At 47.7% G+C, this 16,233-nt stretch carries 11 protein-coding genes and 7 pseudogenes; 11 read left to right on the top strand and 7 right to left on the bottom strand.

All coding sequences use genetic code 11. The features are described 5' to 3' along the window. Positions 1-320: 320 nt before the first annotated feature. Positions 321-1,610, top strand: a complete 1,290-nt coding sequence (locus DZ54_RS0101880) for a citrate synthase (RefSeq protein WP_025672913.1) — start codon at positions 321-323, stop codon at positions 1,608-1,610. Positions 1,611-1,706: 96 nt separating this feature from the next. On the opposite strand, the pseudogene DZ54_RS0101875 reads toward DZ54_RS0101880, so the two are convergent. Together DZ54_RS0101875 and DZ54_RS0101870 are read right to left on the bottom strand one after the other, a co-directional pair. Continuing rightward, positions 1,707-2,459: pseudogene (locus tag DZ54_RS0101875) on the bottom strand (Nif3-like dinuclear metal center hexameric protein); the annotation flags it as partial. Between the two features lie 133 nt (positions 2,460-2,592). Beyond that, complete coding sequence (locus tag DZ54_RS0101870) at positions 2,593-2,790, bottom strand: DUF2517 family protein (protein WP_021022462.1); 198 nt, start codon at positions 2,788-2,790, stop codon at positions 2,593-2,595. 138 nt (positions 2,791-2,928) lie between these two features. Between DZ54_RS0101870 and DZ54_RS25130 the strand changes: the two genes are divergently transcribed. Further along, positions 2,929-3,234, top strand: coding sequence for a hypothetical protein (locus tag DZ54_RS25130; protein WP_051415824.1), 306 nt, complete (start codon positions 2,929-2,931; stop codon positions 3,232-3,234). Continuing rightward, positions 3,203-3,754 carry a DUF1853 family protein gene (locus DZ54_RS23170; RefSeq protein ID WP_081721569.1) on the top strand — a complete coding sequence of 184 codons (552 nt, stop codon included), beginning with the start codon at positions 3,203-3,205 and terminating at the stop codon, positions 3,752-3,754. The genes DZ54_RS25130 and DZ54_RS23170 overlap by 32 nt, the downstream gene beginning before the upstream one ends. Positions 3,755-3,809: 55 nt before the next feature. Here DZ54_RS23170 and pgm read toward each other — a convergent pair. Continuing rightward, positions 3,810-5,454: pseudogene (pgm, locus tag DZ54_RS18185) on the bottom strand (phosphoglucomutase (alpha-D-glucose-1,6-bisphosphate-dependent)). Between the two features lie 28 nt (positions 5,455-5,482). After that, positions 5,483-6,028 (bottom strand): replication initiation negative regulator SeqA, encoded by a 546-nt coding sequence (gene seqA / locus DZ54_RS0101855; RefSeq protein WP_025672911.1) that lies wholly within the window; start codon positions 6,026-6,028, stop codon positions 5,483-5,485. 99 nt (positions 6,029-6,127) lie between these two features. Between seqA and DZ54_RS18180 the strand changes: the two genes are divergently transcribed. From DZ54_RS18180 to fldA, 4 genes and pseudogenes are all read left to right on the top strand, one after another. After that, positions 6,128-6,652 (top strand): alpha/beta fold hydrolase, encoded by a 525-nt coding sequence (locus tag DZ54_RS18180; RefSeq protein WP_240473888.1) that lies wholly within the window; start codon positions 6,128-6,130, stop codon positions 6,650-6,652. Between the two features lie 2 nt (positions 6,653-6,654). Continuing rightward, on the top strand, positions 6,655-6,909 hold the full coding sequence (locus DZ54_RS25720; protein ID WP_240473887.1) for an alpha/beta fold hydrolase: 255 nt from the start codon (positions 6,655-6,657) through the stop codon (positions 6,907-6,909). Between the two features lie 60 nt (positions 6,910-6,969). Further along, positions 6,970-7,176 (top strand): annotated as a pseudogene (locus DZ54_RS25715) (DUF2788 domain-containing protein); the annotation flags it as partial. Positions 7,177-7,298: 122 nt separating this feature from the next. Further along, positions 7,299-7,825 (top strand): annotated as a pseudogene (gene fldA / locus DZ54_RS18170) (flavodoxin FldA). A 58-nt stretch (positions 7,826-7,883) separates the two neighbouring features. Here fldA and DZ54_RS0101835 read toward each other — a convergent pair. After that, positions 7,884-8,372: a DUF4442 domain-containing protein gene (locus tag DZ54_RS0101835; protein WP_025672909.1), complete on the bottom strand. Its 489-nt coding sequence runs from the start codon at positions 8,370-8,372 to the stop codon at positions 7,884-7,886. A 196-nt stretch (positions 8,373-8,568) separates the two neighbouring features. On the opposite strand from DZ54_RS0101835, the gene fcrX reads away from it, so the two are divergent. Then, positions 8,569-9,015, top strand: a complete 447-nt coding sequence (fcrX, locus tag DZ54_RS0101830; RefSeq protein ID WP_025672908.1) for a ferric iron uptake transcriptional regulator FcrX — start codon at positions 8,569-8,571, stop codon at positions 9,013-9,015. A gap of 190 nt (positions 9,016-9,205) precedes the next feature. Here the strand turns inward: fcrX and glnS are convergent, their stop codons facing one another. Together glnS and nagE are read right to left on the bottom strand one after the other, a co-directional pair. Then, on the bottom strand, positions 9,206-10,873 hold the full coding sequence (gene glnS, locus DZ54_RS0101825; protein WP_025672907.1) for a glutamine--tRNA ligase: 1,668 nt from the start codon (positions 10,871-10,873) through the stop codon (positions 9,206-9,208). Positions 10,874-11,087: 214 nt separating this feature from the next. Further along, positions 11,088-12,595 (bottom strand): annotated as a pseudogene (gene nagE / locus DZ54_RS18165) (N-acetylglucosamine-specific PTS transporter subunit IIBC). Positions 12,596-12,912: 317 nt separating this feature from the next. Here nagE and nagB point away from each other — a divergent pair. The 3 genes and pseudogenes from nagB to nagC all read left to right on the top strand — a co-directional run bounded on the left by nagB (position 12,913) and on the right by nagC (position 16,081). After that, the gene (gene nagB, locus DZ54_RS0101810; RefSeq protein ID WP_025672906.1) at positions 12,913-13,713 is read left to right on the top strand and encodes a glucosamine-6-phosphate deaminase; all 801 of its coding nucleotides are present in this window, start codon (positions 12,913-12,915) and stop codon (positions 13,711-13,713) included. 11 nt (positions 13,714-13,724) lie between these two features. Continuing rightward, positions 13,725-14,860: pseudogene (nagA, locus tag DZ54_RS18160) on the top strand (N-acetylglucosamine-6-phosphate deacetylase). Positions 14,861-14,867: 7 nt separating this feature from the next. Beyond that, a pseudogene (gene nagC, locus DZ54_RS18155) lies at positions 14,868-16,081 on the top strand (DNA-binding transcriptional regulator NagC). Positions 16,082-16,233 lie beyond the last annotated feature (152 nt).

Genomic DNA, 16,233 nt, shown 5'->3' with positions numbered 1-16,233 from the left:
GCTTATAACTGCAATTTAGGGTGAATGGATCACGTCAGTTAGGAAAAGTGTTTGAGCCCCTAAACGCTCTAGGATACTGATTTGCCCAGAGACCTTAAAAAAGTATACGTGGCGTAACAGACAATTACAAACGCACAAAATTGACCGGAATCTCACAACAGATATTTAACGCGCATTGCACATAAGTTATTAAGTAACGCACATAAGTTATTAACTGACGCACACATCGATAGGTTAAAAATTGACATAATAGAGGCCGATCGGTAAAAGGGTCGGGTCCGTATCCCGCATGGAATTATAAAATAACAAAGGAGATTGTTATGGCAGATAAGAAAGCGACCCTACATATAGAAGGGAAAGCACCAATCGAACTGCCGATTATCGCAGGCACTGTCGGCCCAGATGTGATCGATGTGCGCAAACTGGTCAATGAAGGTTACTTCACGTTTGATCCGGGGTTTGTTGCAACAGGATCTTGCGATTCGAAAATCACCTACATCGACGGCGCAGCAGGTGTTTTACTGCATCGCGGTTATCCGATAGATCAACTTGCCAATAACGCTGATTACTTAGAAGTCTGTTACATCTTGCTCTACGGCGATGTCCCTACAACAAAACAATATGACGAATTTCGCTCAATGATCGTGCGCCACACCATGGTCCACGAACAAATCGCGAGTTTCTTCCATGGTTTCCGTCGTGATGCCCATCCTATGGCTGTTATGGTCGGGGTTGTAGGGGCACTTGCCGCGTTCTACCACGACTCTCTCGACATCAATAACGATCAACATCGTGAAATTACGGCGTTCCGTTTGTTGTCGAAAATGCCAACGCTGGCGGCGATGTGTTACAAGTACTCCATTGGTCAGCCATTCATTTATCCACGTAACGATCTTGACTACGCAGAGAACTTCCTTCATATGATGTTTGCCACACCCTGTGAAGAATATGAGGTGAATCCGGTGGTTGCTCGCGCGATGGATAAGATTTTCACCCTACACGCAGATCATGAGCAAAATGCCTCTACATCGACGGTTCGCCTCGCGGGCTCATCGGGTGCCAATCCATTTGCTTGCATTGCCGCCGGTATCGCGTCCTTGTGGGGGCCGGCACATGGCGGCGCCAATGAAGCTTGCTTGCGCATGTTCGAACAAATCGGCCATGTCGATAACATTCCTGAGTACATTGAACGTGCTAAGGATAAAGATGATCCTTTCCGATTAATGGGCTTTGGTCATCGGGTTTACAAGAACTATGACCCACGTGCAACGGTCATGCGCGAAGCGTGTCATGAAGTACTTGAAGAGCTACAAATTCAAGACCCGTTATTGGATGTGGCGATGGAGTTAGAACGCATCGCACTCTCCGATCAATACTTCATCGACAAGAAGCTGTATCCGAATGTTGATTTCTACTCGGGCATCATCCTAAAAGCCATCGGTATTCCAACATCGATGTTTACCGTTATCTTCGCGATGTCGCGGACGATCGGTTGGATTGCTCATTGGAACGAAATGCATACGGATCCACACAAGCGCATTGGTCGTCCACGCCAGCTTTACTCAGGCTATACCCAGCGTGAATTCACGCCGATGGATAAGCGCGATTAACCGCGACACCTTGACGATAGAGCTAACAAAGCCGCCTTGATGGGCGGCTTTTTTTATGCGGAATAGCTTTTTATGCAGGATGGCTTTTTTTATGCGGGGATTGTCGATATCGACAAAATGTGTCGTGAGTCCATGGTGGTCAGCTAACCACTCGCCCAAGGCTTTAACCCCGTAGCGTTCTGTTGCATGGTGCCCCGCAGCAAAATAATGCACACCCTGTTCGCGTGCTGAGAACGTGGTCCGCTCAGAAATTTCGCCCGATAAATACGCATCCATGCCTTGCGCTGCCGCTAAGTCGATCAAGTCTTGCGCGCCTCCCGTACAAAGGCCGACGGTCTCAATCCGTGTTGTCTGGCCACCGTCAATCACCAGCGGTGGTCGACTGAGTATGGTTGCGACTTGTTGCTCGAATTGACTGAGTGTCATTGGAGTCGACAATTTCCCGTATACAGGAATGGAGACAGGGTTATTAGGCTCCAGCCCGCCAATAATCTCAATCCCCAATCGTTTAGCTAACTGTGCGTTGTTACCTAATGTGGGATGGATATCAAGCGGTAAATGGTAACCGTATAAGTTGATACCGTTTTCAATCAACATCTTAATCCGTTGATACTTCATGCCGCGTATTGACTGCGGCTCACCACGCCAAAAGTAGCCATGGTGAACCAAGATGGCATCGGCTTGATATTCAATTGCTTTATCAATTAAGTCTTGGCAGGCGGTCACTCCAGTGACAATGGTTTGTACGTTATCGCGGCCTTGAACTTGTAATCCATTCGGGCTGTAGTCTTTAACCTGTTCAGGTTTCAGTTCTGCGTTAAGCAGGGCTTCTAGCTGGAAATTATTCATAGCAATCACATTCACTTGCGAGACAATGGCAACAGTGTAACCTGACAAGCAAAGATAAAAAAAGCGGCTAGCATTGATGCTAACCGCCTTTTTCAACCACACGAAATTGTGCGTTTAGTCACGTTTTCGCAGGTTACAGGTAGCCGCCAGCTTTCTCGGACTCAGCCAGCCATACAGGCTTGGTGCTGTCTTTAAGCCACACTTGGTGCAAATGACTATAAATACGAGAAGCCAGCGATGGCGCAATCAGCGTTGGCAGGCAAGTGATGCCGGCAACTACGACAACACAACGACGCAGAACAACACGGGTTTTATCGAACGGCTTATACATAGTTAACCTCACTCATCTGACCAGTTATGTGTGAAGTGTATCATTAGTTTTGTAGTATTACTACATTTCGATGGTTTTCCATCCTAAAAATACATTTTTGATATTAACAAACGACTAACAAGGTAATTAAATTACATTATGCATTATCTGCGGTCACCCCACCCACCGGACGCGTTGTTTGCCAATAGGGAGCAAATACAGGCGGATATAAAATGGCTACAAAGGCAATTTCCTTTGTTGTCTGCTGAGCAATTCTCACTTGTTCCGCACGAACTTTTCTCGACCGTCTCGGTATCAGCCCCTAAACCGTACGCGGGCCCTAAGCGAATTGGCTTTTATTATCAATGGTTGCTCACTGAGTTAATCCATCATCATCCGCAATTGCGACTAGAAGCAGAGGAAATACAGGTTAATGAGAGCGGAAAAACACGAGGGGCGGATTGATTTTCTCGTCGAGAATCAGGGGCAATTGGAGCACTGGGAAGTCGCAGTCAAATTTTACCTTGCTCATCACAATCGTTGGCTGGGTCCAAACGCCAAGGACGCACTCGATATTAAAGTTGCGCGAATGATTGACCACCAATTGGCTCTGTCAAGCCACCCAAGTTTTTGCCAACAGTTTCCGCATTGGCGGCCCACTCAAAAACGCTTGATGGTCCAAGGCCGACTTTACCGTCACTACGGCCAGGATTCTGAACTGCCCGACTGGCCTCCCGTTAACGTGGCAAGTGTCAGTGGTTGGTGGTGCTGGCCTGACGATCTTCCAAAAGATAGAGCTTTCGCAATGTTAGCTCGTGATCAATGGTTATCACTACCAAACTTTAGTGAGTTATCTCCTATTGTCCCAGACACACTGCGTGACATAGACCGCACGTGCCATTTGCTAGATGACACACAAACCCCTTGGTTCGTGGTGCCCAACAATTGGCCCGACAACGCGCCATCACTTGCCACCAAAAAATAAAAAGCGCGCACTAATTGGTGCACGCTTTTTGGCAAACGGAAAGACAAAGTGGTCGCTAGACGCCTTGCTCATCAAAGACGCGATCAACAATCTGTTGCGCTTCTTTTTCAATCAAGCGCAAGTGTTGCTCGCCTTTAAAGCTCTCACAGTAGATTTTGTAAATATCTTCAGTACCCGATGGACGAGCCGCAAACCAACCATGATCGGTGACCACTTTTAGCCCACCGATCGCCGCACCGTTCCCCGGCGCGTGAGTCAGTTTCGCAGTAATCGTATCCCCTGCTAACGTTTCTGCCGTCACCATCTCAGGGCTAAGCTGGCTAAGCACTTGCTTTTGTTGTGCGTTAGCCACCGCTTGTAAACGGTTATAGGCGGGATCCCCATGTTTATCAGCCAGCTTTTGATAGTAGCTTGCGGCGTCAGCCCAGTCACAGCAAGAATTTCTGCCGCGAGTAAGCAAAGGATAATACCATCTTTGTCAGTGGACCATGGCTGACCATCGAAGGTTAAAAACGACGCACCCGCACTTTCTTCGCCGCCAAAGCCAAGCGTACCTTCATGCAAGCCGGGCACAAACCACTTAAAACCAACCGGTACTTCGACAAGAGGACGGGATAAATCATTCACGACCTTGTCAATGATGGCACTGGACACCAGTGTTTTACCGATTCCCAGGTCTGCAGGCCACTGCTGGCGATGACGGAATAGGTAATCAATGCACACCGCCAAGTAATGATTAGGGTTCATTAAACCGGCAGGCGTCACAATGCCATGACGGTCAAAATCGGGATCATTGCCGAAAGCGAGATCATAGTGATCTTTATGTAATAGCAGTCCTGCCATGGCGTACGGCGATGAGCAATCCATACGAATCACACCGTCACTATCGCGCGGCATAAAGCCAAAGGTCGGGTCGACATGATCATTAATTAAGGTAATATCGAGTGCATAGTACTCAGCAATTTTTTGCCAGTAGCGAATACCTGCCCCACCCAGTGGATCAACAGCCAGCTTTAACCCTGCTCTTTGAATCGCCTCGATATCAACGACCTGCCTGAGACCGGATACATAGGGTGTTACCAAATCTTTTTCAACATAATAGCCACTGGCCATCGCCGCATCGATATCGATTTGTTTGACTCCCTCTAACTGGGTATCGATATAACGGTTGGCGCGAGACTCTATGGCCTTGGTAATATCGCCCTCTGCCGGTCCACCATGCGGTGGGTTGTATTTGATTCCGCCATCTTGCGGTGGGTTGTGTGAAGGCGTAATGACAATGCCATCGGCTTGGTCTGCATGATCACGGTTATAAGCCAGAATTTGCTGGGAAATACCCGGCGTTGGCGTATAGCCCTGATCTGCCTGTGCAATAATCTGCACTTGATTTGCTGCCAACACTTCTATCACGGCACCAAAGGCAGGCGCAGATAGCGCATGCGTGTCCTTCCCGACAAACACAGGCCCGTAATGTCACGCGCGCGGCGCTCATCACAGATTGCTTGTGTTATCGCTAAAATATGATCGCGATTGAAGGTGGTGTTTAATGCGCTCCCGCGATGACCTGACGTCCCAAAGGCAACGTGTTGTTCAGGTTGCCCTGGCCGTGGTTGGGCTTGGAAAAAACGCGTGACAAGGGCAGGAATATCACACAAGTCTGCCGCTTGTGTGCGTTGTCCTGCTTGGAGATGCACTGCCATATCTCTCTTCTCCCATGAGTGGCATAGATTAAATCGAGTTCACAACTTTTTCGGTCAAATCACTGGGGAACTGCATTTTTTCCATTAGCTGCTCCACCATCTGGCGTTTACGGCCTGTATTGGTATTGGTGATGACCCAAAAAGGGGTGTCTGGAATCTGTTTAGGTTTGGTCGTTTTGCCACTTTCCAGCAGTGTTTGTGGATTATTGGAAAAATACAGGCGAGTGCGCCCTTTCAGCGCCATACCGTCAGCAAATCCTTGTTGGTCGACTCGGTATAACGTGGTCAGGGTAAGCATAAAACGGCCAATTGCACGATCTTGTGCCGCAAATTCATCCGAGATCAAAAGCGTTCGCATTGCTTTAACACGATCAGCCGACACGCTCCGTCCAGCATCTTTACTGACAACAATGCCGTTAGAACGAGAGGGCGTCGTCGGCGCAGCTTGGCTGGGGTTCGGTGCCGAATCCGACAGCAAAAGGCGACGTAAAATGTCTGATGCACTCTCGCCAATATGCTGGGTTTGGCTGGCAATATACCGGTATAGATCGTCGTCAACCTCAATCGTTTTCATTGTTTTTCATCGCGTCCTGTTTATCGTTTGACGGGGCGATTATACAGAGATAGATAGGTATACTCTACGTCAAAGCCAGTAATCTGAGAGAAAAGCAACGTGTTGTTAAATGGAAAATCTCGCGGTGAAGGTTCACCGCTCGTATTAATCCACGGTTTATTCGGGGATCTGGACAATTTAGGTGGGCTGGCTAAAAGCCTTGCGCAGCATTTTTGTGTCTATCAGATTGATCTCCCCAACCATGGACAGTCCTATCATACTGAAGACATGGATTATCAAAGCCAGTCAGATGCCGTGATTGCTTGGATGAACACGCAACACCTTGAGACGGTAACCCTAGTGGGTCATTCTATGGGCGGAAAAGTGGCCATGGCTATTGCCCAACGTTTTCCTGAACGCGTCACACAACTGGTTGTGATGGACATTGCGCCGGTCGATTATCAAGTCAGCCGACATGACAATGTCTTTAACGCGCTACACGAAACACAAACCGTGACCTTAGACAATCGTCAACAAGCACAGTCAGTCATGAATCGAACGATAGAAAACCCAGGTGTGACACAATTTTTATTGAAATCACTCTATAAAACCGATCACGGTCACTACGACTGGCGCTTTGATTAATTATGATAATCTTTTATCACGGGTATCGTGATCATCATGGGGATGGACAGTCTTTGGCGCATTATTCAGGCCCTACTTTGTTTGTCAAAGGGCAGAATTCTGAATATATCCAGCCTGAGCATCGCGATACCATTGTTGCGCAGTTCCCTCATTCCAAAGCGCACATGGTCTCAGGCACGGGGCATTGGCTACATGCAGAAAAACCCGCCGTGGTGGCGAATGTCATCGAACGCTTTTTAATACCGGGCGAGCGTTAACAGTTAAGCAACCCTTGTGGTATATTGCGCCGCAGAAGTCGGTGCTCAATGGAGGCACGCATGCTTTACGAGCACTTTCAATTGCTCGAAAAAATTGGTCTAGATCTCGTCTTCGCCGCGATTTTCTTTTTTATCGGCATGGCAATCAAAGACGTGTTGCGTGAGGGCAACGTACCAGCGTTCGGTCGACGGATCGTCTGGTTTGTTCTCACTCTAGGCTGTGTCGGCTTTATCGTAAAAGGGGTTATTCAATTGGTTGGGAAGGGTCGGTATCGGCTAACCCAACTGAGGATGATCGCCTATGCATATGGGTGTGAAAAAGCACGGCTTTTTCTTAAATTTGAGTTAGTTGCAAACAGCAACCCACTGACAAAAACGGGTATTTTTATATGGCGAGTGTAGGTCTCTTCTTTGGTAGTGACACAGGCAACACGGAAGCAATTGCGAAAAGCATTCAAAAGCAACTGGGCAAGCAAATGGTCCACGTGCAAGACATCGCGAAGAGCAGCAAAGAAGACATTGATAACTTTGATCTGCTTCTGATCGGGATCCCAACGTGGTATTACGGTGAATCGCAATGTGACTGGGATGATTTCTTTCCCGAGCTAGAGCAAATCGACTTTTCCACCAAGCTCGTTGCCATTTTTGGTTGTGGCGACCAGGAAGATTACGCAGAGTATTTCTGTGACGCAATGGGCACAGTACGGGATATTATCGAAGCTAAAGGCGCGACGATTATTGGTCACTGGCCCACTGAAGGGTATGAGTTTGAAGCTTCGCAAGCTTGGTGGATGATAAGCACTTTGTCGGCTTGTGTGTGGACGAAGATCGACAGCCGGAATTAACCGATGAACGTGTGAGCAAATGGGTTAAGCAAATCCACGAAGAGATGTGTTTAGCCGAACTCGAAGACTAAGGCACACTGATTCGAGAGATAAAAAACGCCAAGGCGAGCTCAGCCTTGGCGTTTTTGATTACGCGGCTTCTTTTGGCGAGACATCACGGTATTGCCGTTTCTTCCTCACATATAGAGTGCGCTTTACTTCTGCAACCACCTCGCCATATGCATCTTTCACATGCACCACGAATTCGGGTAATACCTTGTCACCCCGTCCGGCCTTGTGCTGAATATCGGTTAATACCGCTTCGCTGATCACAAACTCCGCATACAAATCGGTGGTCCCAGGCTTGATAAAATTGATATCAGCTTGCTTATCCCAAACATGGTATTCTGGCCCTAGAATGCCCATTAACATCAATGCGTAAACAGGATCGGTTAAGGAGAAGATACTGCCACCATATTGGGTACGATTGGCATTTTTGTTCCACCATCGTAACTTCAATCGCATATTGACACGTTTAAAGTCAGGGCTGATAGTTTCAATGCGAATGCCAGCTCCCCAAAACGGTGGCCAGCTATTCAGTGCCCACTTAACGATCCGTGGCTTATAGAAACGATTCATGGTCTATTGACTTCCTTATCTGGTCCTACCAGGCAATACTCACATCTCGTAAACATTGTTGCAACCACAGAAGAACGATTTTCGTACGCAGAAAGCATGGCTGATGTAGCGAGAGCAGTGCAATTTTGATAGTCTTATAAAATATTTCCTTGCTAATCCAACTGTCTTCACTGAGACAGAAAACAGGTAGATACACATGTCAGACAATAACCAGGCGTTGAAGCAAGCTGGGCTGAAAGTCACGCTCCCACGACTCAAGATCCTAGAAGTGCTGCAACAGCCAGATTGCCAGCACATCAGTGCCGAAGACCTGTATAAGAAGTTGATTGATCTAGGCGAAGAAATTGGCCTAGCAACGGTCTACCGCGTGTTGAACCAATTTGATGATGCGGGCATTGTGACGCGTCACCATTTCGAAGGCGGTAAATCGGTATTTGAACTCGCGACGCAGCATCATCACGACCACTTAGTTTGTCTTGATTGCGGTAAAGTCATTGAGTTTTCGGATGATTTAATCGAAGAGCGCCAGAAAGAAATTGCCGCACGTTTTAATGTAAAATTAACCAACCACAGCCTGTACTTGTATGGCCATTGCCAGGAAGGCGACTGCAGAGCCGATCCTTCCATTCACAATGCAGATTAATGTCATAAACACGGATTGATAGTCATAAATGCGGATTAATAGTCATAAATGCGGATTAATAGTCATAAATGCGGATTAATAGTCATAAACGCAGATTAATAGTTATAAACGCGGATTCGCAGTGACTACACCTATTAAAAGGTGACGTAGATAGCAAAAAGGCCGGCGTGATTCACGCCGGCCTTTTTTGTTATTTACCTTCTATTTTCGCCCAGGTATCGCGTAGGCTTACTGTTCGATTAAAAACAAGCCCATCAGGTCGGCTGTCTTTGTTATCGATACAGAAATAGCCCGTACGCTCAAACTGGTAGCCCTTTTCAGCCGGCGCATTCTGCATGCTTGGCTCGACATACCCTTGCTGCACTTGCAGTGACTCGGGGTTAATCGTCTCCGCAACGTTATCTGCACTGGCCGGATTTGGCACGGTGAAGAGGCGGTCATACAAACGGAATTCAGCAGGCAGAGCCTCTTCAGCCGATACCCAGTGGATCACCCCTTTTACTTTGCGTCCATCAGCAGGATCTTTACCTAGGGTATCTAGATCGTAGCTGCAATATACCGTCGTAATATTGCCGTCTTCGTCTTTGTCACAACGCTCAGCTTTGACCACATAGGCATTACGCAAACGCACTTCTTTATCCAACACTAGACGCTTGTACTTCTTGTTGGCTGATTCACGGAAGTCTTCGCGTTCAATCCAGATCTCACGTGAAAATGGCACCTGACGGGTTCCCATTTCTGGTTGGTTCGGATGGTTAGGCGCGTCAAGCCACTCAATACCATCCGCTTTGTTTTCAATCACCAGTTTGATGGGATCAAGAACAGCCATTGCCCGCGGGGCATTGTCGTTCAAGTCATCACGTACACAAGACTCCAATGAACTCATTTCAATGGTATTATCTTGCTTGGTGACACCGATGCGCTGGCAAAACTCACGAATCGACGCCGGCGTGTAACCACGGCGACGTAAACCCGAAATGGTTAACATGCGCGGGTCATCCCAACCATTAACAAGTTTCTCTTCCACCAGTTGATTGAGTTTACGCTTCGACATCACGGTATATTCGAGATTCAGACGGCTAAACTCATACTGATGAGGCGTACAACCAATGGTGATGTTTTCCAACACCCAATCGTACAAACGACGGTTATCTTGAAACTCGAGGGTACAAAGCGAGTGGGTAATACCCTCAAGCGCATCAGAAATACAGTGGGTAAAGTCATACATTGGATAAATGCACCACTTATCGCCCGTTTGGTGGTGATGGACAAAACGGACGCGATATAACACCGGATCACGCATTACCATAAACGGTGACGCCATATCTATCTTGGCCCGCAGGCAGGCTTTGCCTTCGTCGAACTCCCCTGCACGCATTTTTTCAAACAGCGCCAAGTTCTCTTCCACTGTGCGCTCACGATAAGGACTATGTTTGCCCGCCTCGGTCAGGGTGCCGCGATACTCGCGGATTTCATCGGGCGTGAGCTCTTCAACATACGCCAGCCCTTTTTCAATTAACTCGACGGCATAGCCATAAAGCTTATCAAAGTAGTTTGAGGAGTAACGTACCTCTCCCGTCCAATCAAAGCCTAGCCACTGCACATCTCGCTTAATTGACGCGACATACTCAACGTTTTCTTTCTCAGGGTTGGTATCGTCAAAACGCAGGTTACATTCACCCTGATAGTCTTGCGCAATCCCGAAGTTCAAACAGATTGATTTAGCATGGCCAATGTGCAAATACCCATTCGGCTCAGGTGGGAAACGTGTCACGATCGATGTGTGTTTCCCTTCCGCCAAATCTTTATCAATAATTTGGCGAATAAAGTTAGTGGGACGAGCTTCAGCATCACTCATCAAGGTTACCTCGTATCAAAAATGCGAATTTTAAAGCTACATAGGCATCATGATCTCCTATTCCGCCTCCCGACTCAACCCGTTGTTGTGATTGTCTTTACTGCATGCTCCTAATTGTTACTTTTTTAGCCGGAAGTGACATGCCGACATGTTAAAAAAACGCCCAGCAAGAGGCTGGGCGAGGTAGTCGTCATTATTGATAGGCTGCAGTGGGTTAAGGTAACGCCACCTTGGAAAGATCCTCATCTTCAGGGATCTGCTTGAGCTCCCCGGCAATGATTTCAGCTAATGGACCCAGGATAACCTGCAAGTTATTTTCGCCCAATTTAACCACACCCATCGCACCAATCGCTTTCAGCTTGGCTTCATCAACAATGTCACGGTCCGCCACTGAAAGGCGTAGACGTGTAATACAAGCATCAATTGATGTGAGGTTTTGATGACCTCCGAGTGCTTTTAGATATTGACGCGCAAGTTCACGGTTGTCGTTCTTACCTTTTTTATTGGTATTTGTGGGTGCGCTTTCAACTTCGTCATCTTCTCGACCTGGCGTTTTCAGATTCATCGCATGATAGCGGCACGGAAAGTGGCATAGTACAAGACAAAGAACACCACCCCCATAAGCGGTAACATATACCATTCATTGGCCACCGGGTTTTTCGAAGATAACACTAAGTCGACAAGGCCGGCAGAGAAGCCAAAGCCTGCGGTCCAGTTGAACGTTGCCGCAATGAACAACGAAATACCAGTTAAGAATGCATGCAAGACAAACAGCACTGGCGCGACGAACAAGAAGGCAAACTCAAGCGGCTCAGTCACACCCGTAAAGAAAGAAGCAAAACCCGCTGCAATCATGATAGACGCAACACGTGCTTTATTCTCTGGACGTGCCGTATGGTAAATCGCTAATGCTGCACCCGGTAAACCAAACATCATCACAGGGAAGAAGCCAGCCATGTACATCCCTGTCGTGCCCTTAATCGCCTCACCAGATTCAAGACCTTGTGCACCCAGCCAGAAACGACCGAGATCATTAATGCCTACTGTATCAAACCAGAATACGGCGTTAAGCGCATGGTGCAGACCCACCGGGATCAGTAGGCGGTTAAAGAAGCCGTAAATGCCAGCACCGGCAGCGCCTAAGTTAGTGATACTTTCACCGAAGTGAACAAGACCACCAAATACCACTGGCCATACAAACATCAACACAAACGAAATGGCAATCGCGACCACGGAGACCAAAATAGGTACCAAACGTTTGCCACTAAAGAAGGCTAAGGCTTTCGGCAGCTCTACGCTGCTATAGCGGTTGTAAAGCTCCGCAGAGACCACACCAATCAAGATACCGATAAACTGATTATTGATTTTTCCAAACGCCAACTCATTGTTGCCCAATGAAATATCGACCAAACCAATTTGGCTTACGGCACCTGGCGCGCACAGTGTGGTAATAACCATAAAACCAACAAAACCCGCAAGCGCCGCCGCACCGTCTTTATCTTTTGACATCCCATAAGCCACACCAATGGCAAACAGTACTGACATATTATCGATGATTGCCGCCCCTGACTTAATCAAGAACGCGGCAAGGGCGTTGTTGCTCCCCCATCCAGTAGGATCCAGCCAGTAGCCGACCCCCATTAAGATCGCGGCGGCTGGCAGTACCGCCACCGGCACCATCAGCGCACGACCTATACGTTGTGCATAACCAAGAATATTCACCGTTGTTCCCCCTGTGTATTTTCTGTGTTCAGCAATCGTGCATCTATGCGCCTTTGCTTGAACCACCGCTTGAGCATTCACTCAAGACCTTTTTATTAAATCACTTCTTTTGTAAAGCAATGTTACTCACCTGCAGTTTATGTCAATAAATTCGCCTCGCAAATTAAACCCGTATTATTTGTGATAATTGTCACCGAATCACACCGGATCAGACGAAAATTGTTAGCCAGATCATAAAACTTATTTTATGATAAAAATAAATGCACATATCCGTTATGCTATTGCCAAGATTCCGGAACTGATTACCGAGGTGACCCATGCGACTCATTCCTTTACAAACCAGCCAGCAAGTTGGTCTTTGGTCGGCGCGTTACATCGTCGATACCATCAACCAGTTCGCCCCGACCGCGGGCAACCCTTTTGTATTAGGTTTGCCCACCGGCGGCACACCACTAAACACCTACAACCAATTAATTAAACTATATAAAAAAGGCGATGTGAGCTTTGAGCATGTGGTGACATTCAATATGGATGAATACTGTGGGATCCCGGCCGATCATCCGCAAGCTTATCGTACCTTCATGTATGAGAACTTCTTTAACCACATTGATATTCAGGAAAAAAACATCAATCTACTTGATGGCAATGCGACCGATATCGATGTGGAATGCCAACGTTATGAAGAAAAAATAAAAGCCTATGGCAAAATTCATCTCTTTATGGGCGGCGTGGGTAACGATGGCCACATTGCGTTTAATGAACCGGCCTCTTCGTTAGCATCACGGACTCGGATCAAAACCTTGACCGAGGATACCCGTGTGGCAAACTCTCGCTTCTTTGATAATGATATCAATCAAGTGCCAAAACATGCGCTCACGATTGGCGTCGGCACCCTACTTGATGCTGAAGAAGTCATGATTCTGGTCACTGGAACCACCAAAGCGCAAGCACTCAAAGCGGCGGTGGAAGGGTCAGTCAATCACCTTTGGACTGTATCCGCACTGCAGCTTCATCCCAAGGCTATTATGGTGTGTGATGCGCCCTCAACCGCAGAGCTCAAAGTCAAAACCGTCAAGTACTTTCAAGAGCTTGAAGCCCAGAATATTCATCATCTATAAGGAATTTAAGCATGTATGCCCTAACCCACTGCCGGATTTTTACTGGCCATGAGGTACTTGATGATCATGCCATCGTCATTCGGGAAGGCCTGATTGCAGACGTATGCCCACAACATGCGCTTTCCACTGACATTGAAACACGTAGTCTAGAGGGCGCGATGGTTAGCCCAGGTTTTATTGATTTGCAGCTTAATGGCTGTGGCGGCGTAATGTTCAATGATGAGATTACACCCGACACCATAGCGACGATGCACAAAGCGAATCTTAAATCGGGTTGCACGAATTTCCTGCCGACCCTGATCACCAGCTCTGATGCCGATATGAAGGCTGCTGTTGCGGCAATGCGCGACCATAAAGCTCAGCACCCCCATCAAGCGCTGGGTTTGCATTTAGAGGGGCCTTACTTAAACACGCAAAAAAAAGGGATCCATAGCGCGGATTATATTCGTCCAAGTAGCGATGACATGATTGCCTACTTGTGCGATAACGCCGATGTCATTACTAAGGTTACCGTCGCCCCTGAACTCACTCCTCGCTCCCATATCCAAGCGCTGACAAAGGCAGGATCATCGTCTCGGCAGGGCATACCAATGCAACCTACCTAGAAGCTCGAGAGGGCTTTGCCAATGGTATCCGATTTGCGACGCACCTGTTTAATGCCATGACATCGATCACAGGGCGCGAACCTGGAATGGTCGGCGCGATTTACGATACTCCCGATGTTTATACCGGCGTGATTGCTGATGGCTTTCATGTGTCATACGCCAATATTCGACTCGCGCACAAAGTAAAAGGCGATAAATTAGTGTTGGTTACTGATGCAGTTGCACCAGCAGGAGCTGACATGGATCACTTTATTTTTGTCGGTAAGAAAGTATATTATCGGGACGGTAAGTGTGTTGATGAAAATGGTACACTTGGCGGCTCAGCATTGACCATGGACCAAGCGGTGCATAACAGTGTTGAGCATGTAGGGATCGCCTTGGATGAAGCCTTGCGGATGGCGACACTCTATCCTGCTCGCGCAATAGGCATTGATCAGCACTATGGCAGTATTCGTCCGGGGAAAGTCGCGAATCTTGCCATTTTCGACCGTTCAATCAACATTCAAGCGACGATCGTAAACGGACATTATTTACACAGCTAGGACATCTATGACTGGCGGAAAAATCGGGAATGTCGATCTCGTAAAGCAACTGAACGGTGCAGCCGTTTATCGATTCATTGATCAACAAGGACCTATTTCACGCATACAGATTGCCGATGTAAGTCGGCTTGCACCTGCAAGTGTGACCAAAATAACCCGCCAACTCCTTGAAAGAGGGCTGATCAAAGAAGTCGCACAACAAGCCTCTACGGGTGGACGCCGTGCGATTTCACTCACCACCGAGTGCGCCCCTTTTCATACCCTCGCGGTGCGGTTGGGGCGTCATTTTATTGAGCTATCTTTGTATGACTTAAGTAGTGCATCACTGGCTGAACATGGTGAAACCTTTCATTACCAGGATCAAGCACAGCTGGTCAAAGGCTTAATCGACATCATCAGCCAGTTTATCGATACCCACCAACACGCCATCAAAGAGCTCATTGCCATTTCTGTTGTGATGCCAGGCTTGGTCGACCCCGACTCTGGCGTGGTCGAGTACATGCCCAACATTAATATTCAGCAACTCGCTCTCGCCGATACACTGCGCGATGAATTTGGTGTGCAAACCTTTGTCGGTAACGACATTCGAGGACAAGCGCTGGCTGAACATTACTTTGGCGCCAGCCAAGCCTACTATGACTCGATGCTAGTCAGTGTTCACCACGGCACCGGGGCGGGGATTATTGTCAATGGTCAAATCTTTCTCGGTCACAACCGAAATGTGGGAGAGCTCGGCCATGTGCAAATCGATCCTCTCGGTAAAAAATGCCAATGTGGTAACTTTGGCTGCCTGGAAACCGTCGCCTCCAACGAGGCCATCATTGAGCACGCGCAACAACTGCTGGCCCAAGGCACCCAAGCAGTTTGAGTTACGATCAAAGCTTGACCATCGAGGCCATTTGTCAAGCGGCCGAGCAAGGTGATGAGCTGGCCCGCCAAGTTCTAGTCAAAGTGGGTAATCATTTAGGTAAAGCCATCGCGATGACAGTCAACCTTTTCAATCCACAATTGGTGGTGATTGCGGGTAAGATCACCGCAGCAAAAAGCGTGGTATTCCCCGCCATTGAACGTTGTGTAGAAAACCAGTCATTGCCAAGCTTTCACCAAAAATTAGCCATCGTCAGTGCGGATTTACAAACCCAGCCAACCATGGCGGCATTTGCCTTAGTGAAACGCGCGATGTTGAACGGTGAACTCCTTCAGCAGTTGCTCGAAGAGTAATCTCATTCCCATCGTTTCCATCATACGATCGACCTTACTGTAATAGTATCAACGCCGCCCTAAGGGCGGCGTTTTTATCTGTGATAATAGTTATTTAGTACACCAACCATCATATATTAGAAAATATTCTTTTTAATGGGCACATATGTGAA

It is taken from the genome of Salinivibrio socompensis S35 (assembly GCF_000513715.1).
Lineage (GTDB): Bacteria > Pseudomonadota > Gammaproteobacteria > Enterobacterales > Vibrionaceae > Salinivibrio > Salinivibrio socompensis.
This window is presented reverse-complemented; position numbering and strand designations above follow the sequence as displayed.